Here is a 22,287-nt window from a genome sequence, read left to right as displayed (position 1 = left end):
GCACAGGGTGATCCCCGGGATCGCCGAATTCGCCCGCGGAGGTCTGCCCGCGCCGGCAGCCACGGACGACGCCAACAAGTGGGTCGACGGCTTCTGCTGGCTCTACTGCGGACAGCAATGGACGAGCGTCCTGTGGATCGGCCCCGCAAGCGTCGCCGGCGCCCAGGCACCCATGTACGCGTGTGGCGACTGCATCCGTGTGCTCCAGGAGCGGGTCTGGCAGTTCATCCTCAGCAAGGATGATCCGCCTCGCCCTGACCGGCCGAGCGAGGCCTCCGCGTTGGATCCACCCTCCGCAGGGCGTACCGGCCGACACCGGGGCCGAAGCAGGTTCCTCCGCCGAGGTCAGACCCCCGCCCTGGCAACGGAAGTGCCTGCCGTCCCCCGCGGCATGAGCCCCGTGACCAGGGCGGGCCTCACTCTGTACAAGTACCTGGCAGGCGCTTTCAATATCGACGTCATGCGGGTGTCCCGACATTCGGTGCCCCGTCCCTCCCCGTCGATACGGTTCTTGCCACCCATCCTGGCCGTCCTGGAGGAGTGGACGTGACGCAGCAGAACGCAGGGCAGCAGCCGGGCATCGCCGCGGCCATCGTCGTCCACGAGGGGCACTGCCACATACACGAAGTGCTGATCAGCGCAGTTCACAAGGAAACAGCATCGTGGGGCGAAGTCCGCGACCGGGCTCCGCCCCACGTCCCATGCTCTCGTGTTCTCTCCTGTCGCATCTCGCAGCCGGTCCTGTTCTTGCTCCGGCGACACTCCGTTCATGAGACGCCGGAGGGCCGAGAGCTGGTCGAGAACAAGACGTAGGCCGGTCCGGCAGGCCCCTGAGTCACAGCGACTACGGACCGGTGCTACCGCGAGACGGTATGCAGGGCCTGGTCAGCCGCCGACCACGCCACCGTCTTCCCTGGTGATGACGATCGTGGCCGACCGGGGACGACCGGTGGGGCTGAAGTCGGGCCAGTTCGAACTCGCCCGAGGGTTGTCGGGCGTGCCGGAGTCACCGGGGTGCTGGATGTTCACGAACAGCGACCGGCCGTCGGGCGTGGAGGTGATGCCGGTGATCTCGGAGCGCGGCGGACCGACCAGGAACCGCCGGATGTCGCCGGTGTCGGGGTCGGCCGCCAGCATCTGGTTGTTCTGACGGGCGCCGTCGACCGTTGGCTGGGTGCCGTCGGTCTGGATCCACAGTCGGCCCTGGGCGTCGAACCAGAGGCCGTCGGGCGAGCCGAATGCCTGGTCCGGGGGAACGGTGGCGCCGCTGGCCTCATCCCCGGCGAGCAGGAAGATGTCCCAGACGAACGTCTCCGCGCTGGGGTTGCGGTTCTCGTCGATCTTCATGATGTGCCCGAAACGGTTGTTGAGCCGGGGGTTGGGCGCGTTCACGGAATCGGTTCGGGCCGTGTTGTTCGTGCAGGTGAAGAACACCGCGCCGGTGCCGGGCTGTACCGTGCACCACTCCGGGCGGTCCATCGGGGTCGCTCCCACCGCGTCCGCGGCAAGACGCGCATGGATCAGCACCTCGGCCTGGTCGGCGAACCCGTCGGCCGCGGCCAGGCCCGGCTCGCCGTGCACCAGAGGCAGCCACCTGCCGGAGCCGTCCTCCTCGAACCTGGCGACGTACAGGGTGCCTTCGTCGAGAGGACTGCGCCCGCGCTTGAGCGCCTTCTTGATCGGTTCTGCGCCCACGAACTTGTAGAAGTAGTCAAACTGCGTGTCGTCGCCCATGTAGACGACGGCCTCACCGTGCCTGCCGCGCACGACGACGGCGTTCTCATGCTCCATGCGCCCCAGAGCGGTCCGCTTCTTCGGCGTCGACGAAGGGTCGAAGGGGTCGATCTCCACCACCCATCCGAACCGGTTGTACTCGTTCGGCTCCGCCCTCATGTCGAACCGGGCATCCGTGGTGTACCACGGGTACGGATTCTCCGATCCGATGCCGTAGCGTTCCTCGACCGAACCGGCCGGCGGCGGCTCCTCACCAAAGTAGAAGTACTTGTTGACCGTCTCCTCACACGTCAGATACGTGTCCCAGAGGGTCGGCCCACTGGCGCAGTTGTTCAGGGTGCCCAGCACCCTGACGCCGTCCGGGTCCGCGCCGGTGCGCAGCAGTGGATGTCCCGCCGCGGGACCGGTGATCTCGGCAGGCGTGGTCATGGTCACCCGGCGGGCGAACTCCGACTCCGCAAGGTGCCACCGGCCGTTGCGGTTTCGCTCGATCTCGATGACCGAAACGCCGTGCGCGGCCAGCGACTTGGCGGTCTTCTCCGGCGACCAGGCGGCCCGGCCGTCGGCGTGCAGCAACTGCTCGGCCGTGGACTCGTGGTTCACGCACAGCAGACCCGAACGCCCGCCCTTGAACGGGAAGAACCACATGCCGTCGTGCTGATCACCGGCCTGTTCGGCCTGCTCCGCCGCGCTGTTACTGGCGTCTTCGGCGAACGCGGGCCCGGACGGCACGATCGGGTGGCCCCATGGATAGAGCACCTGGTACCGGTACCCGGGCGGCAGCACGACCTCGTCGGCGACGCTCGGCGGGACCGCCGGGAACCCGAGCAGGGGCCGCCTGCCGGCTCCCCCAGCCGTGGATCCCGTGTCAGCAGCCGCCGCCTCGGGCAGGGTCGCGGCGCCGAAGAACGACGCGGCGGCCGTGACGAGTCCCCCGGCCAGCACCGTCCTGCGGGACAGCCGGCGCTGGGCCAACTCGGACATCGAAGGTGAAGCGGCATTGTCGGGACGCACAGATGGCCTCCAGCCAAGATGGACCACGAGGATTGGGGGGCGCGCCCACAATAGGAAGCCGAAGTGGCCCGAGCTTCACTCGAAAGTGAACGGGAGCGTAAGCCAGGGAGCTGCCGACCAATGTCCCCTCGACCTCACCGCATTGGCGCCCGTTTCGAGGCATGCGCGCCTCCTAGCTGACCGCAAACGTTCACGGTGTCGGATGACGTTCGACCGAACGGCGTGAGCGGTCGTGAGGCTTTGGCACTGGTGGTGTCCTGGACACCTGCGCGGGTGACAGCATCGTCTCGTCATCACTCGTGTTGAGAGGGCGAAGCTGTGGTTCAGGGAGACGAAGTGGTCAGGGCCCTTCTGACGGCGATGGCGACCTTGGAGGATCTCGTCGAGCTGGGGCATGATTCGCATTCGGCGTTGAGCACCCTGGAAGACATCGCCCATGAGCTCGGCAGGATGGATTCGGGTGAGCGCCGGCGGTTCATCGAGGTCCTGGAGCGCGTCGCCGCGGAAGAGCCGGGCCGGGCTGCCTGGATCCGGGGCATTCCCAATGCACTGGGCCTTGATCGTTGAGGCCTGGGGCCGAAGGTCACGCGGCTTCAGGGACGGGGTGTCCGCCCCAGCGGATGCCCTTCTCACTGCGGATGCGGGCCCGCTCGCGGCGTTGAGCGGCCAGGCTCTCAGCCGGACGCGGTGCGAAGGGGGAGCGATTCTACGACTGGGCCGTCATCGATCTCGCCGAGCCGACGCCGGGCAGGCGCCAGCTTCTGATCCGCCGCAACCGCACCACCGGCGAACTCGCCCACTACCGTTGTTATTCCACCGAACCGGCGCCCCTGACCGTCCTGGTCAAGGTTGCAGGCTCCAGATGGCGTGTGGAAGAGACCTTCCAGGCCGAAAAGGGGCTGGCGGGGCTCGATGAGCACCAGGTCCGCCGCTACTGCTCCTGGATCCGCTGGGTCACCCTGGCGATGCTCGCCCACGCCTTCCTCGCGGTGGTCCGTGCCGACGAACACACCCGCAACCCCACCCCGGACGGGCTGATCCCACTGTCCTGCAACGAGATTCATCGCCTCTTCACCACCGTCGCCGTCCAGCCTCTCCACGACATCGCCCACCGACTCGGCTGGTCCGACTGGCGACGCCGCCATCAGGAACGATCACGCACCAGTCATTACCGGCGACAAGCCGCAACTCGGAAATGAAGATCATGACGTTGGGGCGGCCGGGTTGCCGGCCTGGCCCCTCAGGATGCGTTCGAACCAGTCTGCAGTCAGTTCCGCGCATCGACCCGGTGAACCGGCCACGTGGACTGTCCCCACCACAGACCCCTGGAGGGGAATGTACATCTGGACGTGGAGTTCGGTGCCGAGCACGCCCTGCCCGTCGAAGAACGCACCGAAGACATGGGAAATGACATTGGTTCCCGGCGTCACCGCATAAAGCAGGGCCAGCAGATGCGCGAATCCTGTTTCCTCGGGGCGGAGGATGAGGGTGTCGTCAGGGTCGCACGACCAGGTGACGGCTCGCTCGCGTAGTACGGACACGAACCTTCGCCATGCGCCATCCAGCGTCTCGAATGCATCCTCGTCAGCTTCCCCGACTGAGAACCAGGGCACGTACACGCGGCCGTCCATGGCCCGCACCGTAGCTGACAGGTGACTGATCAAGCCAACGCCACCCAAACCACGATGGAGATCACGATCTACAGCTGGAGTATTGGGCAAAGCCGCAGGTGGCGGCAGACGAGTCGGGCTGTACGCCGACAACGGATGGCGCGATCGGGGGCGCTCGGATGCTCCGGCGCCCGTCCACACCGGGCCTTGTGCGAGCTCCCCGGCTACCGCCGCCTCCATGCACGTGCTGTCGGCGACGCGTTTAAGTGGTCACCCTATGTGATCAGCGTGGAGATCGCGCGTGCGGTTGTCGTCTGTCCTGCGGCACGGGATGCTGGGGAGCACGAAGGGAAGCGGTGTCATGGATCGTTTTCCGAGTACGGCCAACGTCGATTTCCACAGTCCCTTGGACCTCTCCAAGGCCGCCACCGCCGTACTGGACGACAAGGGCCGCATTGTCGGGTGGGGATCCTCGGCCCAGCGCCTCCTCGGACATTCTCCCGAGGATGTACTCGGCCAGTCGGCCGCCCGGCTGCTGGCGACGAGTTCTGGGCTGCGGCCGTCTGCCCTCTGCAGGGCGCACACGACCCGCAGCACCGTCCTGGACCTCTGCCATCGGGACGGACGTACGGTGCGCGCGGCCGTGACGTTCAGCCCGCTCTCGCACGGGAGCGGCGCTGCGACCGTCGTGGTGGCCGCCGAACTGGAGGCGCTCCGCAGCTGGGAGGCGCAGCTGGCGATGCTGCAGGGCCTGGCGACCGAGTCTCCCGTGGGCCTGACGATCTTCGACACCGACAAGCGCGTCGTCTGGGGGAACGTCTCCACCGATCTGGAGCTCGGGGGGATCGCCCAGTACACCGGCCGGCCGGCCGCGGATCTCTTTCCGGAAGGCGAATTCATCTCCCGCCACCACCCTCCGGACGAGGACCAGGTCATGCATCACGTGCTGACGACGGGGGAACCGATCGTCGGCATGCATTACCGCGGGCGCGCCCCCGCCGACCCGGTGCGCGAGCACGTCTGGTCCTGCTCCTACCACCGGCTGCTGGACGCCCGAGGCGAACCGCTGGGGCTGTTCGAGGAGTCCCTGGACATCACCGACCGCTACCGCGCCCAGGAACGACTGTCGCTTCTGGTGCGGGCGGGAAAACGCGTCGGTGCCTCGCTGGACGTGCGCCGTACGGCTGCGGAACTGGCCGACGTGGCGGTACCGCAGCTGGCCGACGAGGTGCTGGTGGATCTGCCCCCGGCGGTCATCGAGGGACGGCAGCCGCCGACGCGCTCGGCGCCGGGACACGGTCTGCTGCGGATGCACGGCCGGACTCCGGAAGAGTTCCGGACCAGCCCGGTCTCCTACCCACCCTCGTCACCGCAGGCGCTGAGCCTTGCCACCGGCCGCTGCGTCGTCGACACCTCCCCGCGCGAGGCACCGGGCGACGCGGGGGCGGCCGCCTCGCACACCTGCCTTTTCGTCCCACTGCTCACCCGCGAGGCCGTCCTGGGCCTGGCCACCTTCCGGCGCAACAGCAACCCCGACCCCTTCGGCCCCGAGGAGCAGACACTCGCCGTGGAGCTGGCCGAGCGGGCCGCCGTCGGCATCGACAACGCCCGCCGGTACACCAGTCAGCACGCGGCAGCCCTGGTACTGCAGCGAAGCCTGCTGCCACGGCACCTGCCTCAGCAGAGCGCGGTCGACGTTGCGTATCGCTACCTGCCAGCCGACAGCCGCGTGGGCGTGGGCGGCGACTGGTTCGACGTGATCCCGCTGTCCGGGGCCAGAGTGGGACTGACTGTAGGTGACGTGGTGGGCCACGGGATGCACGCTGCCGCGACCATGGGCCGGCTGCGCGCCACCGTACGGACCCTTGCTCTGCTGGACTTGGACCCGGCCGAGCTGCTCACACGGCTGGACGACCTCGTCGCGCAGGAATCGGAACCCGACGCGGATGACGGGCTGAGCGGCGGGGCAATGGTAGTGACCTGCCTGTATGCGATCTACGACCCGGTCAGCGGCCGCTGCGTCTGGGCCAGCGCGGGCCATCCCCCGCCGATGGTGGCCGATGCGAGCGGTTCGGTGGCCATGTCCGCTCTGGCGCCGGGACCACCCTTGGGGCTGGGCGGCCTGCCGTACGAGAACGTCGAGCTGGACCTGTCCAACGGCAGCGTGCTGGCGTTCTTCACCGACGGCGTCGTGGAGGACCGGTGCCAGGACATCGACAGCGGCATCGACCGCCTGGCCGAGGTGCTCACCTGGCAGCGATGCCCGCTGGAGGAACTGTGTGACCGGGCGCTGTCGGCCCTGCCGCCCGGACCACAGGTGGACGACGCCACGCTGCTGCTCGTCCGCACCCGGCAGCTCGACGCCGACCAGGTGACGGACCTGGAGCTGCCGTCCGACCCAGCCATGGTGGCCCAGGCCCGTACGCTCACTGAGCGCCAACTGGGGACCTGGGGCCTGTCCGAGCTGTCGTTCACTGCCGCACTCGTGGTGAGCGAGCTGGTCACCAACGGCATCCGGTACGCCACCGGACCGGTCATGCTGAGGCTGATCAGGGATCGCTGCCTGCTGTGCGAGGTCTCCGACAGCGCACACACCGCACCACACCTGCGGCGAGCGCGCCGCGACGACGAGGGAGGCCGCGGCCTGTTCCTCGTCGCCCAGATGTGCCAGCGCTGGGGCACCCGGTACACCTCCTCCGGAAAGACGATCTGGGCCGAGCTGGCCATCCCCAAGGACCTCTGCCCGAGTCAGGGGCCGGATGCCCCATTGAGCGCAGCCCGCGCCAATCAGAAACTCGCCGGTCGCACATGGTCCCGCTGACCGAGGGCGGCATCGTGCCCCCTCGGTTGCCATGTCCACCGAGCCCGAGCACCAGATCATGTACCACTTCTCCCAGGCCAACCCATACGGCCCGGGCTGCGACAGCGCCCCCGCGCTTCTTCGCCAGGTCGCAGACACGATCGAGTCGCTGGGGTTTGTCGAAATCCTGGACATCGTCATCCACTCGGAGATCGCCGCGCACGGCCACTGCCTCGACGCAACCGTTACTACCACCTACGGGGAGAGTGATCCGCACGGGCTCTCGTGCCGCGCCGGGATGAGCTCCGAGTCGATGATGCGCTCCATGCACGCGTCGTCCATCTTCGCGGCGACCGCGCGGGCGACAGCACCCTGCCCTACCAAGGCGTCGTACATCCCGGCCGCCCCCGCCATGTTGATGCCCGGGACGAGCTCGACGTCGAAGGTCGGGAAGGTGGACGCGTCGTCCCTCTTCGCGCGGATCGCCGGAACGAACTTCGCATCGACGTCGTAGTCGGCGGCGTATCCCATCTCACTGTGCCCGCCGGAGTCCTTCCGGACGTTGTCGAACTTGCCGTCGCATGCTTCGGTGGGCATCGCGCTCATCGTCGGCCATCCGCCCACGGCTCGCCACCGGGGGCCAACTCCTCAAGGGTGCCTGCGAACAGGTGCGTCAGTTGTTCCGCGACAACCGCCGGCGCCGCCACCGGATGGATCGGGAGCCATGTGGTCTCTGCCAGAAGGGGATCGCCGTTGGCGGCGGCGGCCGTTGGGCCAGCCACCGCGGGGTCATCAACGGCATCGTGAACGACTGCGCACCGGGGCGCCGTGGCGGGATCTACCTGCGCGTTTCGGTCCGTGGAAGACCGTGCACGAACGCCATAGACGCTTGTCGGCGGACGGCACGTGGGTCAAGATCTTCGCGGCCGTCCTGGCCGACGCCGCCGCGGAAGGCCGCATCGACTGGTCCATGGTGAGCCTCGATTCGACCTCCTGCCGGGCCCACCAGCACGCCGCCAGGGCCCGTAAGACGGCGACCGCCGCTACTTGCGACGGCGCCAGATCAAGCACACCGTCCCCGAACCGAAGAACCAGCGGGCCAACCGCCGGCGAAGGGGCGGCCGGTCCGCCGGCTTCGACAAGACGATCCACAAGCGGAGGAACGAAGTTGAGCGGACGATCAACGCCCTCAAGAACTTCCGGGCCGTCGCGACGAGGTTCGACGAGCGTGCCTACGTCTTCCACGGCACCGTCACCATTGCCTCGATCCGGCTCTGGCTCCGCTCATGATCCGCCGGACAGAACACGGCGGTGAGGCGCTCGAAAACCAGTGGAACAGCGCCGCTGTGCGCCATTACCGTGCTGCCGAGCCAAGTCGTCTAGTCAAGGACGTGCCGTTGTACACCGTGTGAGACCTCCCGAGCGCTGATTCGTTGCGCGTCGCGCATGTGCGCCGCGCTCCTTTTTGCTGCGGACTTCTCACTGAAACCGGTGTACTTCTGTGCTCGAAAACTGGGTGGTCGCGCCCACCTGCCTTCCGCTCGTTCTCCGCCGTTGCCACGCGTGCGCGTCCGAGCGCTTCCGGGCAAGCGGTAAATTTCGCGTCAACGCAAACCACAAGCTCATCGACGCCTGGCTCCTCGCGCTCTGTACCGCTTGCGGGGAAACTTCAAAGATCACGGTCCTGGAGCGGATGAATGTGCGCTCCGTACGACCTGAGCTGCTGGACCGGCTGCAGGACAACGACCCTGGCCTGACAGCTGAGCTGCTCCAAGATCCGGTCATGCGGCGCCGTAATCGCATCGCCCTCGACTGGGACAACGCCTGGCGCCTCGACACCGGCGGATCGGATCACCTGGACCGCGAGGTGATCGACGTCTCGGTCCGCTTTACGGTGCGGATCCCTGTCCGGCCGGTGCGACTGATCGCTGAAGGTTGCGGTCTTTCGCGGGCCGAGGTCGAGAGACTGATCACGGAGGGGAAACTCGTGTCGGCAGTCCGGCTGAGCGGCAAGCTCTCCGGCGACTTCACCTTCACGCTCAAGCGCTGAGCCCTCCTCGGGACCAGGGGCCTGTCCGGCAAGATCCGCCGGACAGGCCCTAATCCGCACACTGCATTTGCCATCACTGCTGGGATAAATCGACGACCGGGCCCCACAGCCCGGTCGGCATCGACCACACTGTCCCTGCTGGATATTCGGGCGCGGCGGACGGCTGTGGCGGCTCGCGGACACCTGCACGGCTTGCGCCGCGGCCACGTCACATGCTGCCGTCATTCCCGACACGATCGTGACCACTACAGAATCGCTATCCACACACGCGCACTTCCATCGAAAGCGCCGACGCCCAGAAGTCCCGACGGGCAGACCCGGGTGCGGGAGATGCTCGGCTATCTCGCCACCGCGCTGCCGGCCGATACAGGAGCCGCCGCCCGGCTGATCGCCCTGCAGTGCGCCTTGCGTATGAACGACTCGCACGATGGTTGCACCCCACCGCGCCCATGCCGCCACTCTCCGACCGCCTCTGCCCGAGCGGCCCGGTGCTCGTACTGGCGGCTGGTGTCGCCGCGGTCGCCGCCGCCAATGCCCTGTTCGCCACCACCGGCGCGGTCATGGCCGTCCTCGCAGTGCCGTTCATGCTGGCCGGAGGGGGGATCGGCGCGATGGAGACCGCTCAGCACTCCGCGGTGGCGGCGCTCGCCCCAAGGACCCGCGGGGGTCGGCGTTCGGGGCATGCTCGCCGCCGTCCAGTCGCTGGGCAACCTCGCCACCTCCGCCGGCCCCGGCGCGCTGTGGACGGCCGTCTCCCCAACCGCCGCCGTCGCCTATCTGGATGCCTGGATGCTCGTGGCCCTGGCCGGTCCGCTGATGACCGCCGCCCGCCGGACCGACTACCGTTCACACGTCGCGTCGTCCGCGCCGGCATCCACGTAGGTCGGCACGGGCGCCGGTTTGCAGCGCGGCCTCGCCGATCCGCAACCGCTCGACCGCCGACTCCAGCCTGCTCAAAGGCATTGAACTGCTCCGCAACGGTTCACCCCCACAAGGTCCTTACGCTGCCCTGGACGCCTTCCTCAATCGCGCTACGTTCGAATGCGGGTGTGGGTAAGGTGCAAGGCCGCAACCGCACGCGCACAGGGGGAAAGTTGCGGCGGGGATACAGCGGCCACCGGGCGCCGGGGCTTGTCTGCCCCCACTGTCATGATGGGGTGACTTGATGGGTTTCGGTCTCTACGTGTACAAGTTCCGCCACGGCGACGTCGTCCCGATGGACGAGGCACTGGTCCGGGAGTTGCTGGAACCGTACGCCCCGTACGACGTTCCCGACGGCGAACGGGTCGAATGGGTACGGGCCGCCGACGGAAGCGAAGCCGACGTATGCATCGACCACGGGGTTTCGTTCGACCGGCCCGGACGGGGCGTCCTCGACATCATCGCCGAACTCACGCGCCGTACCGGCGCGGCCGTCCTGCTGATGAACAAGCATCAGACGACGATCGTGACGAGGGAATCCGACCGGAAGCACCTGCCAGAGGAGCTTCAGGAGAACGCGGTCGTGGTCCCGCCTCCCGCCATGACCGGCCAGGCCATCGAACTGGTCATCAGGCCGCAGCCAGAACCGCGCAGTCGGCCCGTGCTCCCGCCGTTCCCATACCACCCCGACCCGATCGGAAGCGGCTCGGTCATCGCCGCCGATGAGAGATGCGCGTGCTGCGGGCACGACCAAGGCTGGATCTACACGGGCCCCGTCTACGGACAGGACCTACCAGACGGACGTGTCTGCCCGTATTGCATCGCGTTCGGCACCGCCGCCAAACGCCACGGCATGTTCTTCAACGAGGTCTGCGCGGACCAGGTACCAGACGAGGCCGCCACAAAGATCTCTGAGCGCACACCCGGCTTCTCCACCTGGCAGGACTGGGGCTGGCCGACGCACTGCGACGACGGTACCGCCTTCCTCGGTGCGGTGGGGGCCGAGGAAATGGCGCCCTACCCGGACGCAGTCGACCACCTGCGCCAGCAGTTCACCGAAGGTAACCGGGAACCCGGCTGGATCGACGACTTCCTTCACTCCCTCCACAAGGACGACCAGCCGACCGCCTACCTGTTCCGCTGCCGGACCTGCGGCACCCATCTCGCCCGCGCGGACTTCTCCTGATGTGATGGAGACGATGTCCAACGACATCGAGATCCGGCTGAACCCGCCTGCCGGCCGCGGCTGGCGGCCGCGGTCGGAAGCACCTGGGAACGCCACGATTCTGAGATCCTCTACCGATCATGGTGAGCATGGGCTCGAGCGAGGCTCCTCGGTCGGGTGATCGGACCGGTCAGCCCTACCGGGCCCGCCGTGGGCGGGACCGCGCACCCATGCACTGGGGTGACCCTTTCCGCCGGATGGGGGTCGGGAGCAGCTCGCCGTACTGCCGGTCGAGCCGGTTGTGGTCGCCGGGGTCGCGGTCGACGTGTCTCAGGATGCGGCCGGGCGCTGGCGGCACACCGTGCGGCTGGTGCGTGTCAGGAGCGATCCGGCTCCTGACGATATGCCGCTGTTCGGGAAGGAACCCGACGTCGGTCAGCTGCCTGCCGGCCGCCGTTCAGGGCGCGACGGGTACGTCCTCCGCGGACTGGACAGCAGGAACCAGGCGCGGGATAAGCCGGACATAGGCGACCATGCCGAGGACCTCGACCAGGGTCTGGGTGACCACGACGACGGCGGCTACAGCGAGCGCATCGGGCAAGGCCAGGACCAGCGGCAGCACGACCAGGGAGTTGCGGGTCGCGCCAGTGAAGACGATCGCCCGCCCGGCACCGGTGTCGAGGCAGAACAGCCGGGCCACCGCCTTCCCCGCGAAGGCCATGACCACGAGGAACGCCACGTAGAAGGGGACGGCGGCGGCAACGTCGGTCAGGCTGTCGCCGAGCTTGGGGACCTGGGAGGCAACCACGGTCAGCAAGGTCGCGGCCATGAGCGGCACCATTGTGGTGGTCGCCGCGTCGGAGACCTGCTGACCGGCCGGGCGGCGCGCGGCCCACGCCTGCACGACCCAGGCGAGCGCGAGCGGGATCACGATCAGTACGACGAAGGCTTCCAAGAACGGGCCGACCTCGACGATGTCGGCCAGCTCGGAACCCATGAACAGGTACAGGAACCCCGGCAGCAGCAGCATCTGGGCCACGAGCAGCATCGGGGTGGCGGCCAGCAGGCGGCGGCTGGAGCCACCGGCCAGTCCAGAGAACACGATCACGTAGTCGACGCACGGGCACAGCAGCACCAGCAGCACCCCGACCCGCACGGCCTGGTCCGTGGGCAGGAACGTGAACATCGCGGCGACGACCAGCGGCACGATGACGAAGTTCACCACCAGGGCCGCGGACAGGAAGCGTCCGTCGCGCATCGAGCGGACCAGGTCGGCGGCCGGGACCTGGAGGAAGGTGACGAACAGCAAGGCACCAAGTACCGGGTTGATCGCATGCTCCAGTCCTGGGCCGGCGGCCGGGGCCAGCCAGCCAAGCAGCCCGCCGGCGGCCATCGCCGCGAGGTAGACCGCCACCTGGTGCTGTTCCATCCGCGCGACCAGGCCCTGCGGACCCTGCGACACCCTGACCACTCCCTCGTTCTCGTCCCGGCCACCCGCAGCAGCCGCTCGCTCACCCATCCTCGCAGGTCACGCCATCTGCCCGGACACCGGCAACGGCTGTACCTCAACGCGACGGCGCACGGTCCTTCGGCTCAGGTCCGACGGTGGGCATGCCCAGATCGGCACGGGTCGAGGCGGTGCGGCATGCTGCGGCCCGGCGGCGCCGGCGCACGAAGAGGAACCCCATCGCCGCAGCCACGGCCAGCACCGCGAGGACGGGCATCCACAAGGCCCCGATCGCCGAGGTGATGCCGATACCACCGAGCACAGCCAGCAGCGGGCCCGCACAGCACACGGCGCAGGCGGCAACGGCGGCCGCGCCGGCACCGAGCGTGCCCCAGGGCCCGGACGGACGCGACGAGGAACTGCTCATGCGGGGACTCCGAACAGGTCGGCCAGCATCCCGGCGGCGCTCTCGGGCGCCCGCACGCTCAGCTGGAGGGCATCGGGGGTCATGTGGAGGGTGAAGTCGAAGAACGCGCAGCAGCCCTGCTCGGCCGCGGCGAGCGCCGCAAGATGCCCGGCGAGCTCAGCGTCCGGCGGGAAGCACAGCCGCAGGCCGTCGTCGATCTCCTCGCACTGGTCGGCCTTGGCGACGAGCGCGCGCCACTGCTCGGTGCGCTCACCGAGCTCGGAGCCGCCGAGCGTGCAGGCGACCGGGGCATCCCGCCACACCTCCGCGTCTGATCCGGAGGCGGGACGGTTCGGCGAGAGAGCCACCGGAACCGGTCCGGCCACCGCTGCGCTGGTCATGGTGCAACCGCAGTCCGGCCCGCACGCGCCCGCCGGCGCCGGGCCCGACAGGTCCGCATGGACGCCGGCCAGGCGCGTGGCGAAGGCCCGCAGCTCGGCGATCCGGCCGTCGGTGTCCTGGATCCGGTCGGCGACCAGCGGCAGCATCCGGGCCCGCACGGACGCACACACCCCCTCCTCGCGGGCGTCCAGCAGGTCGCGGATCTCCTCCAGCGTCAGGCCCAGGAGCTTGGCCGAGGAGATGAAGGCCAGGCGCTCCACCGCGTCCTCGCCGTACACGCGATACCCGGACGGCGTGCGGTCAGCGGGCAGCAGCCCGGCGTCCTCGTAGAAACGCAGCGTCGTGGCCGGAACACCGGAGCGCGCGGCCAGCTGCGAGATGCGGTAGGTCCTCACGCCACCGACGGTAAACCTTCAACCCGACTCAAAGGTCAAGCGTTGAGCCACATCGCGGCAGCGCGGAAGCTGGTCCGGCACCCGGGCCGGAGGCGCCGTCCGGTCGGCCTGGGCAGGGTCGGTCGTGACGGGCGTACGGCCCCCTGCTCATGCTCGACGGTGCAGGCCTTCAGGCCGTGGATGACGTCGATGCCGGGCAGATCGGGCAGGGCAATGTCCAAAGCACGACGCCCGGCGGCCTGAAGGCGGCCAACTGCTGGGCTGTTGCACCATCTCCAGGCCGTTGAGCATCTCCTCGGTGCTGATCGGGTTCGCCCTGCCGACGCTGATCCGAAATCTGCCCGAGGGCTACGGCCTGTGGCCGCTGCACGCGCTCGCCGTCGCCGCCACGCTCGTCGCCGTACGGATGCTGTGGGTGTTCCCCCTGTCCGCGGTCGTCCACCGCAACGGCGGTGCGTCCGGGGCGTCCTGGCGGGTACCCGTCGTGCTGACCTGGGCCGGGACCCGCGGTGTCGTCCCGCTCGCCGCCGCGCTCTCCATCCCGGTCGTCGCCACGGACGGAACGGTCCTCGCCCAGCGCCCGCTGGTCCTCGTGCTGGCCACATCGGTCGTGGTGGTCACGCTCATCGCCCAGGGCTTCACCCTCGCTCCGTTGGTGCGCCGTTCCGGAATCGCCCTCGAACCCGCCCACACCGAGCGGGAGGAGGCCGAGGCCAGATGCAGTCTTGCCGGCGCGGGACTGAGCCGGCTGGACGAACTCGCCGAGCTCGAAGCAGTTCCCGACGTGGTGCTGGACCGGCTGCGCCGCGCCCTGCAGGCACGGCTGGAGCACGCCACCGACCAGCTCGCCGACACGGACTCCGCCGAGTCCGCGGACCATGTGTACCGTCAGCTGCGCCGCGAACTGATACGCGTCGAGACGGACGAACTCCAGCGGTTGTACGACGATCACCGCATCAGCGACACGGCGCGCAGACGACTCCAGCGCTCCCTGGACCTGGAGGACGCGCGGCTGGCTGACACCTGAGGCGCCCGGCGATCAGCGGAACTCGGCGAGGCGCGGCCGCAGCCCGGCAACAGTGAACGCCGCGGCGGACAGCAGGGACGCGACGACCCCTGGCAGAAGCCGGGCCACCGTACCCCTGCCTTCCCGTACCGCGTCGGCGAACGCCGCGTGGGCCGTTCCGGTCGCGGACCCCCTCGTGACCGCGGCCGGGGACGGCCCTCTGACGGCCTTCTGTGGCCCGTACACGGCAGCTGTCCGGGCCCCCGCTTCCGGACTGCGCGTACTTCCAGCGGTGACAGTCACTCGCCCTCCACGTCACGCCACGGACGGTGGTCCGCTCCCCCGGTGTCGATCATTCTGCGACTACCGGTGTCACGCGGGGCATCCGCTGACACGCCCCTGACGCCGATGTCACCGCGCTTGATGTGTTGATGATGCGGCTCGCAGAAATGGTGTCAAGGACACGCAAGTTCATCCCGCAACAGGCCGTTGTTGTCCGGTCGGTGGATTAGATTCCATGACCGGCCGCCGGAAACCGTGGACGTCAGTGGCATGACAGGGATCCGGCCGAGTCCATCGGTCAGGTTTCCGCGAACGACGAGCCGCGGCGGTGCCTCGTCCCATGCCGGCGAAACTGCGAACCGCCTTGCCGTCACCGGAGCTCCGGCGACGGCAAGGCCCGGCGGCCCCCTTACCTTCTTCGTGGCCTCGCAATGAGGCTCTCGGCCTCCGGCCCGGCATGACCTGCGCCCCAGTCGACGGTGATCGAAAAGGTGGTGTCACCGGTGCCGGAGGCATTGGCAAACCGCTGATTGCAGGCACGAGCACCGATCCCGTCACGGGTGAGGCAGGCTCTTCGTGACGTGCACCGGCCGAGGTCCGCGCGCGGCGCCGACCGGATGCTGACGCGCGCGGACGATGGTGGAGTCCACCGAGATGTCCCGGTCGACGTCGCCTGCCGCATCCGCTGAGGCGGCCTGGATCCGCTGGAGCGGACGCTGCCATGTCCCGTCCGCCGGCCACAGCCAGTGGCGTTCGCACACGGCCCTCCACGGCCCGGACCGTTCGAGCAGGTCGCCATGCCACTGAATGTCGGTTCGCCCCCGGTGCGAAATCCCGTCGATCACCTGCCGGTCCGCCGCCTGCCGCGACGCCCGTTGCCGACCGGCGGGAAGGGCCGCGGCGGTTCCCACTCGGAATATGCCAGTCGCCCCGCCTCATGTTCACATCAACAACGTGGACATCAATTGGTCACACGATCGGCCGGAAAAGTACTAGGCGACGGATTTCCCGACGTCGAGCCGCAGTTTGCGCCATCCACCCAGCATGGCCGGAATCCCGCTTTCCTCTTTCTTTACTCAGCGGTGACCTGTACTGCGCTTTCTATTCACTGATGGTGATCACGTGTCCTCAGCTTGATGTGGCCGATGTGACTCACGTCGCAGCGGTGGAAATACCGCCGCAAATCGGGCGCAAATGGAGGGTGCTGGTCGCCGGAATGGGAGGTTCGTGGTCGCCGGCTGCCCCGGCCTCGTCGCCTGGATCTCTGCCAGATGGGTTCCGAGAACAGTGATGGCCGCAGGTCATAACGGTGCAGTCGATATTCCGCTTCAACCTCCGGATAGGCGGAATAGCGCACCGACACTCTCTACATTTCTGAAAGCGTTGACAGGGGCCAGTTCCGGACTGTTGTATGACTGTCATCAAGGGGGCGGGATGGCAAATGGGGGCCAGTTCGGAGGGTCCAACGCCGGCAGACGCGTTGTATTAACCTGTTGCCATCTCCAGTTTGGGGAGATGTTATGAGCAAAATTAAGCACACGCTTCCGATCGCTGCCGCAGCCATTGTGTTGACGGCTGGAAGCATCGCCGGCCCCATCTTCATCCAGACCGAGTCGGTGGCGGCGAGCACATCAACCGCCACCGAGACTCCGGCGGACACCGAGGCCCCGTCGGAGATCATCGGTACGCGGCAGGTCGCGAAGACCCCCGCTCAGTTGCTGCAGATCCTGGGCGAGAGGATCAAGGCCAAGGACGTCGACGGAATCATCGCTCTCCATGAGCCCGAAGCGGCGATCGTCAATTACGACGGATCGATCATCAGGGGCCACAAGGAGATCCGGGCGTTCTACATCGATTGGTTCGCGTCGGATCCGGTGCTCACCGTCAACCCTCGCCAGACTGTACTGGCGGGAGGGGTGCGCGGACGCGACGGCAAGGTACGTGGCCGCACGGCGGCCATCATGGGCGATTACAGCCTGGCGCAGAACGCGCCGGATGGTACCCGCGAGACCTTCACCGGGAATTTCTGCGACACCGTGCGGGAGCAGCCGGACGGTACGTGGCTGTACGTTCAGGACAACCCGTACCCGCCCCACGGCGGGCCCGCGCCGGCGGCCGCCCACCACTGATCTGATCACCTCGGCGGTCTCGGCTTCTTTCTGCTCAGCCGGCCGGTCGGCGAACTAGCCGTGCAAACGGGAGTTTTATCCGCCGTGCCGAAAATCAAGCATTCCGAGGAAACTCCTCTCACCCATGGTGATTTCGCCATCGGCCATGGGTGGCCGGCTATCGGTCAATTAATGCGCGGATAGCGACGTGCCGACACGTCGGATGTTTGGAGCAAACTTGAACGTCACCTCGCTCGAAGTCTTACAAGCCCCGATTGCGCAGCAGCAGCCTCAGTGGGGAGATCCGGCGGAGGTCGAGCAGGTCCGGGACGTGCTGGCAGCCCTCCCCCCGCTCGTGGAGACCGAATCGCTGAGCAGGCTCCGCGGTCTGCTCGCCGAAGTCGCCGCCGGGCAGGCCCAGGTGGTGCAGGCGGGTGACTGCGCGGAGGACCCCGCGGAATGCACCGCAGGTGACGTGGAGCGGAAGGCGGGACTCCTCAACGTGCTCGCCGGAGTCATGAACGCGATCACTCATCAGCCGGTGGTGCGGGTCGGCCGCATCGGAGGCCAGTACGCCAAGCCCCGGTCGGCGCACACCGAGTTGGTCGGCGGCGTCGAGATCCCGGTGTACCGAGGGCACATGGTGAACGGTCCGGAGCCGGACCCGGAAGCACGACGGCCCGATCCCCGGCGCCTGCTGGCGGGCTACCGGGCGGCGAGCCAGCTCATGGCCAACCTCTGTCCGACGGCGCAGGAGCGCATCGACCCGGCTGTGTGGACCAGCCATGAGGCTCTGCTGCTCGACTACGAGATCCCGATGCTGCGTCGGGACCGGGAGGGCCGGGTCGCGCTCACTTCCACGCATTGGCCGTGGATCGGCGAGCGAACCCGCCAGCTCGAGGGGGCCCACGTCGCGCTGTTGGCAGGTGTGGTGAACCCGGTCGCGTGCAAGGTCGGGCCGCGTATGACGGTCGCCGAGCTGCTCGGATTGTGCGAGCGGCTCGACCCTGAGAAGGAGCCGGGCCGACTCACCTTGATAGCCCGGATGGGTGCTGACGCGGCCATGGATCTGCTGCCGCCGTTGGTCCGGGCCGTGCGCGCCGCCGGGCACCCGGTGATCTGGCTGGTCGACCCCATGCACGGCAACACCGTGACCACCGCCGAGGGACGCAAGACCCGGGTCGTGGAGACGATCAATCGGGAGGTCACAGCCTTCCAGGCCGCCGTTCGCACAGTCGGCGGAATACCGGGCGGGATCCATCTGGAGACCACCCCCGATGCGGTGACCGAATGCGCCGACGTCCCGAACGGCACCGACCGGATCGGTGAGAAGTACACGACGTTGTGCGACCCGCGACTCAACCCTCGTCAGGCGGTATCGGTGGTCTCGGCCTGGCAGACGCAGATGATGACGAACCGAGCCGAGGGAGAACCGTGCCGGGCATAGCCCCGATCTCAGCCTACCCACTGCCGACGGCGGCTGAACTGCCCATCAGCACGGCCCAGTGGAAACCCGACTCACGCCGTGCGGCACTGCTCGTGCACGACATGCAGCGCTACTTCCTCGCACCGTTTCCCTCGGCGGTGCGCGACCCGCTGGTGCGCCACTGCGCGCTGCTGCGGGAGCGCTGTGCCGCGCTCGGGGTCCCGTTGTTCTACACCGCGCAACCCGGTGGCATGACGGACGAGGAACGCGGCTTGCTCAAGGACTTCTGGGGTCCGGGCATGAGGGTGGACCCCGTCGATCGTCAGATCGTCAAGGAACTCGCACCCCGGCCGGCGGACCAGGTGCTCACCAAGTGGCGCTACAGCGCGTTCTTCCGCTCGGACCTGCTGGCGCAGATGCGCGCCCAGGGCCGCGATCAGCTGATCATCTGCGGGGTGTACGCCCATGTAGGTGTACTGGCGACGGCCCTTGAGGCATTCACCAACGACATCCAGCCGTTCCTGGTTGCCGACGCCGTCGGCGACTTCTCCGCCGAGTACCACCGGCTGGCCCTCGACTACGCGGCCGCTCGCTGCTCGGTGGTCACCACCAGCGAGGAGGTCTTCCGATGAACTCGACGCAGTTGCTCGAGCACGTGCTGGGCCCCAATCCGGGTGCCTTCGCGCTGCTGCACCGCCCCGAGACCCTGGGCCCGGACCACGTGGAGATCCTGCTGGGCCAGGTCAGCACCCCGGCCCGGCTCGCCGACATCCCGCTGGCCGACCAGAGCGGACGGCCCGGCGAGGCCCGGCACGAGACGCTGGTCCTGGTGCCCCACCAGCAGATCACCGAGCGCGGCTTCGCCGCCGCCGCGGACGGCTCACCGCTGCTCGCGATGTCAGTGACCGACCAGGGTCAGATCACCACGTCCGAGGCGCTGAGATCCCTGCCGGACGAGCCGATCGCCCTGACCGGTGGGCGTTTCGACACCGCCGACGAAGCCTACGCCGACACGGTCCGCGCGGTGCTCGACAACGAGATAGGCACCGGAGAGGGCTCGAACTTCGTCATCAAGCGCTCGTTCGTCACCACCATCGCCGGGTACTCGACGCGCAGCGCACTCAGCCTGTTCCGCCGGCTGCTCACCCGGGAGACCGGCGCCTACTGGACCTTCATCGTGCACACCGGCACTCGAACCTTCGTCGGCGCCACACCGGAGCGCCACGTCAGCCTGCGAGCAGGCGTTGCGGCGATGACCCCGATCAGCGGCACCTACCGCTACCCACCCACAGGACCGGTCCTGTCGGAGGTCATGGAGTTCCTCACCGACGGCAAGGAGACCGACGAGCTGTACATGGTCCTGGACGAGGAACTGAAAATGATGGCCCGGGTCTGCCAGGGCGGCGGCCGCGTGATGGGACCGTTCCTGCGGGAGATGGCCTGGCTCGCGCACACCGAGTACATCATCGAGGGGCGCAGCGACCTCGATCCCCGGGACATCCTGCGGGAAACGATGTTCGCCCCCACCGTGACCGGCAGCCCGCTCGAGAACGCCTGCCGGGTGATAGCCCGCTACGAGCCGCGCGGCCGCGGGTACTACGGGGGCGTCGCGGCCCTCGTCGGCCGCGACGCCGGCGGCGCGCGCACCCTGGACTCGGCCATCCTCATCCGTACCGCCGACGTCCGTTCCTCGGACGTCGACGACAGTGGTCACGTCGAGGTCGGGGTGGGCGCAACCCTGGTCCGGCACTCCGACCCCGACACCGAGGTCGCCGAGACCCGCACCAAGGCCGCGGGCCTGCTCTCGGCGCTGGGCGCCAACGAGCGGCTCGACGAGCACCCGCTGGTCCAGGAGGCTCTGGGGAGGCGCAACGAGACGATCGCGCGCTTCTGGCTCAGCGATGCCGAGTCGCGAGCACAGCCGCATCCGGTGCTGGGCGGCCGCCGGGCGCTGATCATCGATGCCGAGGACACCTTCAGCTCGATGCTGGCCCACCAGCTGCGCGCCATCGGGCTGACCGTGGAACTCACCCGCTTCGACGCGTCCCACCGCTTCGACGACCACGATCTCGTCGTCATGGGGCCCGGACCCGGCGACCCGCGGGAGATCGACCACCCCAGGATGGCCCACCTCACCTCGGCGATCGAGCAGTTGCTGTCCCGGCGCATCCCCTTCCTGGCCGTGTGCCTGAGCCATCAGTTGCTGTGCCGGCACCTCGGGCTCGAGCTGAGGCGCCGGGAGGTCCCCAACCAGGGCACCCAGCGAGAGATCGACCTGTTCGGCTCGCGGGAGCGGGTGGGCTTCTACAACTCCTACGTGGCGCGCGCGCGAGCCGAGCAGTTGGAGTGTCCTGGCGTCGGCGAGGTGAAGGTCAGCCTCGACGCCGGCACGAGCGAGGTGCATGCCCTGCGCGGGCCGCACTTCGGCTCGGTGCAGTTCCACCTCGAATCCGTGCTCACCCAGGACGGGGAGCGCGTCCTGGCCGACCTGCTCGTACCGCTGATGGAGACCGCGGAGGTACTGAACGTATGAAAGCCACCATCTCCTGGTGGGACCTCTCCCGGTCCGACCAGACCATCGACTCCTTACGCGTCTACCTGCGTGACGAGGGCGTGGATCCGTGGGCGGAGATTCACGGGCTGCGGTTGAAGTTCTGGATCTCCGACCGGCAGACCAACCGCTGGGGCGCGGTGATGCTGTGGGATTCCACGGCCGACCTGACGGCACCGATGCCGCCGAACCGGGCCACCGAGCTCATCGGATACCCGCCGACCGACCGCATGATGACCGACATCGAGGCCATCGTCGAAGGTGTCCACTCCGGCCAACTGGTCGATCGCGGCCTGGCCTTCGAACCGGTCAGGAAGTCATCGTGAGCGCATCGACCCAACCCAGGACGGCCGAGGAGTTCTCCACCCCGCCCGCCGAACCGATGGACCTGCTCCAGGCCTGGTTCGACAGCGCCGTGGCGAACGCCGTCCGCGAGCCGGGCGCCCTGGCGCTGGCCTCCGCCGACGCCCGCGGCCACGCCTCCAACCGGATCGTGCAGGTGCTCGCGGTTCGCGATACGGGTCTGGTGTTCGCCAGCCATGCCGACAGCCGCAAGGGCCGGGACCTGGCCGAGACCGGCTGGGCATCGGGCGTGTTCTACTGGCGCGAGGCCGGCCGCCAGGTGAGCGTGAGCGGCCCGACCCGTCCGTTGCCCGACGAGGAGTCCGACGCCCTGTGGGCCGCCCGGCCGGTCGGCACGCACCCGATGTCGGTGGCGTCGCATCAGAGCGCGCCGCTGTTGGACGAGGACGCGTTGAGGGAGCAGGCCCGGGAACTGGGTCGGGGCGGCTCGACGCTGCCTCGCCCGGACCGCTGGCTGGCCTATCTGCTGGAACCGGCGTCGGTGGAGTTCTGGCAGGCCGACCCGCAGGACCGGTTGCACCGGAGGCTGCGTTACGAGCGCGACGGTTCCGGCTGGCGTACGGGCCGGCTCCAACCCTGACCGTGCTCTGGATCGTGGACTCGAGAG

General features: G+C 68.5%; 20 protein-coding genes and 3 pseudogenes. 16 read left to right on the top strand and 7 right to left on the bottom strand.

From position 1 onward, the window contains the following. The first annotated feature begins 546 nt into the window (after nt 1–546). The gene (locus ABT078_RS17500) at nt 547–813 is read left to right on the top strand and encodes a hypothetical protein (protein WP_351228556.1); all 267 of its coding nucleotides are present in this window, start codon (nt 547–549) and stop codon (nt 811–813) included. Nucleotides 814–885: 72 nt separating this feature from the next. On the opposite strand, the gene ABT078_RS17495 is transcribed toward ABT078_RS17500, so the two are convergent. Then, nucleotides 886–2,718 (bottom strand): PhoX family protein, encoded by a 1,833-nt coding sequence (locus ABT078_RS17495; protein WP_351228554.1) that lies wholly within the window; start codon nt 2,716–2,718, stop codon nt 886–888. A 366-nt stretch (nt 2,719–3,084) separates the two neighbouring features. Between ABT078_RS17495 and ABT078_RS17490 the strand changes: the two genes are divergently transcribed. Together ABT078_RS17490 and ABT078_RS17485 are read left to right on the top strand one after the other, a co-directional pair. Further along, nucleotides 3,085–3,315: a hypothetical protein gene (locus tag ABT078_RS17490; RefSeq protein WP_351228552.1), complete on the top strand. Its 231-nt coding sequence runs from the start codon at nt 3,085–3,087 to the stop codon at nt 3,313–3,315. Between the two features lie 101 nt (nt 3,316–3,416). Beyond that, nucleotides 3,417–3,947, top strand: a pseudogene (locus ABT078_RS17485) (IS701 family transposase); the annotation flags it as partial. Between the two features lie 3 nt (nt 3,948–3,950). Here ABT078_RS17485 and ABT078_RS17480 read toward each other — a convergent pair. Then, nucleotides 3,951–4,379 (bottom strand): hypothetical protein, encoded by a 429-nt coding sequence (locus tag ABT078_RS17480; RefSeq protein ID WP_351228550.1) that lies wholly within the window; start codon nt 4,377–4,379, stop codon nt 3,951–3,953. A 340-nt stretch (nt 4,380–4,719) separates the two neighbouring features. Here ABT078_RS17480 and ABT078_RS17475 point away from each other — a divergent pair, with 340 nt between their 5' ends. Beyond that, the gene (locus ABT078_RS17475; RefSeq protein ID WP_351228548.1) at nt 4,720–7,179 is read left to right on the top strand and encodes a SpoIIE family protein phosphatase; all 2,460 of its coding nucleotides are present in this window, start codon (nt 4,720–4,722) and stop codon (nt 7,177–7,179) included. A gap of 234 nt (nt 7,180–7,413) precedes the next feature. Here the strand turns inward: ABT078_RS17475 and ABT078_RS17470 are convergent, their stop codons facing one another. After that, on the bottom strand, nt 7,414–7,755 hold the full coding sequence (locus ABT078_RS17470) for a hypothetical protein (RefSeq protein ID WP_351228546.1): 342 nt from the start codon (nt 7,753–7,755) through the stop codon (nt 7,414–7,416). Nucleotides 7,756–7,868: 113 nt separating this feature from the next. On the opposite strand from ABT078_RS17470, the pseudogene ABT078_RS17465 reads away from it, so the two are divergent. The 5 genes and pseudogenes from ABT078_RS17465 to ABT078_RS17450 all read left to right on the top strand — a co-directional run bounded on the left by ABT078_RS17465 (nt 7,869) and on the right by ABT078_RS17450 (nt 11,315). Further along, nucleotides 7,869–8,448 (top strand): annotated as a pseudogene (locus ABT078_RS17465) (transposase). Nucleotides 8,449–8,659: 211 nt separating this feature from the next. Further along, on the top strand, nt 8,660–9,208 hold the full coding sequence (locus tag ABT078_RS17460) for a DUF1062 domain-containing protein (protein ID WP_351228545.1): 549 nt from the start codon (nt 8,660–8,662) through the stop codon (nt 9,206–9,208). A 151-nt stretch (nt 9,209–9,359) separates the two neighbouring features. After that, nucleotides 9,360–9,625, top strand: a pseudogene (locus ABT078_RS42700) (hypothetical protein); the annotation flags it as partial. A 264-nt stretch (nt 9,626–9,889) separates the two neighbouring features. After that, a complete protein-coding gene (locus ABT078_RS17455) occupies nt 9,890–10,090 on the top strand; it encodes a hypothetical protein (protein WP_351228543.1) in 201 nt (66 codons plus the stop codon). A 283-nt stretch (nt 10,091–10,373) separates the two neighbouring features. Beyond that, nucleotides 10,374–11,315: a CbrC family protein gene (locus ABT078_RS17450; protein WP_351228541.1), complete on the top strand. Its 942-nt coding sequence runs from the start codon at nt 10,374–10,376 to the stop codon at nt 11,313–11,315. A gap of 436 nt (nt 11,316–11,751) precedes the next feature. Here ABT078_RS17450 and ABT078_RS17445 read toward each other — a convergent pair whose 3' ends face one another. The 3 genes from ABT078_RS17445 to ABT078_RS17435 all read right to left on the bottom strand — a co-directional run bounded on the left by ABT078_RS17445 (nt 11,752) and on the right by ABT078_RS17435 (nt 13,944). Beyond that, a complete protein-coding gene (locus ABT078_RS17445) occupies nt 11,752–12,723 on the bottom strand; it encodes an arsenic resistance protein (protein WP_502981241.1) in 972 nt (323 codons plus the stop codon). Nucleotides 12,724–12,859: 136 nt separating this feature from the next. Next, nucleotides 12,860–13,168, bottom strand: coding sequence for a mercuric ion transporter MerT (gene merT / locus ABT078_RS17440; protein WP_351228539.1), 309 nt, complete (start codon nt 13,166–13,168; stop codon nt 12,860–12,862). Further along, nucleotides 13,165–13,944, bottom strand: coding sequence for a heavy metal-responsive transcriptional regulator (locus tag ABT078_RS17435; RefSeq protein ID WP_351228537.1), 780 nt, complete (start codon nt 13,942–13,944; stop codon nt 13,165–13,167). Before ABT078_RS17435 ends, merT begins: the two co-directional genes overlap by 4 nt. A 283-nt stretch (nt 13,945–14,227) precedes the next feature. On the opposite strand from ABT078_RS17435, the gene ABT078_RS17430 reads away from it, so the two are divergent. Beyond that, the gene (locus ABT078_RS17430; RefSeq protein WP_502981239.1) at nt 14,228–14,971 is read left to right on the top strand and encodes a cation:proton antiporter domain-containing protein; all 744 of its coding nucleotides are present in this window, start codon (nt 14,228–14,230) and stop codon (nt 14,969–14,971) included. Nucleotides 14,972–15,786: 815 nt separating this feature from the next. Here ABT078_RS17430 and ABT078_RS17425 read toward each other — a convergent pair. Further along, a complete protein-coding gene (locus ABT078_RS17425) occupies nt 15,787–16,143 on the bottom strand; it encodes a transposase (RefSeq protein ID WP_351228535.1) in 357 nt (118 codons plus the stop codon). Between the two features lie 609 nt (nt 16,144–16,752). Between ABT078_RS17425 and ABT078_RS17420 the strand changes: the two genes are divergently transcribed. The 6 genes from ABT078_RS17420 (at nt 16,753) to phzG (ending at nt 22,260) form a co-directional block, all read left to right on the top strand. Then, nucleotides 16,753–17,361: a YybH family protein gene (locus tag ABT078_RS17420; protein ID WP_351228533.1), complete on the top strand. Its 609-nt coding sequence runs from the start codon at nt 16,753–16,755 to the stop codon at nt 17,359–17,361. 202 nt (nt 17,362–17,563) lie between these two features. Then, nucleotides 17,564–18,787, top strand: a complete 1,224-nt coding sequence (locus ABT078_RS17415) for a 3-deoxy-7-phosphoheptulonate synthase (protein WP_502981238.1) — start codon at nt 17,564–17,566, stop codon at nt 18,785–18,787. After that, nucleotides 18,775–19,398, top strand: coding sequence for an isochorismatase family protein (locus ABT078_RS17410; protein ID WP_351228529.1), 624 nt, complete (start codon nt 18,775–18,777; stop codon nt 19,396–19,398). The genes ABT078_RS17415 and ABT078_RS17410 overlap by 13 nt, the downstream gene beginning before the upstream one ends. After that, nucleotides 19,395–21,299, top strand: a complete 1,905-nt coding sequence (locus tag ABT078_RS17405; protein WP_351228527.1) for an anthranilate synthase family protein — start codon at nt 19,395–19,397, stop codon at nt 21,297–21,299. The genes ABT078_RS17410 and ABT078_RS17405 overlap by 4 nt, the downstream gene beginning before the upstream one ends. Further along, nucleotides 21,296–21,643 carry a hypothetical protein gene (locus tag ABT078_RS17400; RefSeq protein WP_351228525.1) on the top strand — a complete coding sequence of 116 codons (348 nt, stop codon included), beginning with the start codon at nt 21,296–21,298 and terminating at the stop codon, nt 21,641–21,643. Before ABT078_RS17405 ends, ABT078_RS17400 begins: the two co-directional genes overlap by 4 nt. Further along, a complete protein-coding gene (gene phzG, locus ABT078_RS17395; protein WP_351228523.1) occupies nt 21,640–22,260 on the top strand; it encodes a phenazine biosynthesis FMN-dependent oxidase PhzG in 621 nt (206 codons plus the stop codon). Before ABT078_RS17400 ends, phzG begins: the two co-directional genes overlap by 4 nt. Nucleotides 22,261–22,287: the final 27 nt, after the last annotated feature.

It is taken from the genome of Streptomyces sp. NPDC002133, assembly GCF_040296405.1.
Lineage (GTDB): Bacteria > Actinomycetota > Actinomycetes > Streptomycetales > Streptomycetaceae > Streptomyces.
The sequence above is the reverse complement of the archived record's forward strand: the minus strand, read 5'-3'. Positions and strand labels throughout refer to the sequence as shown.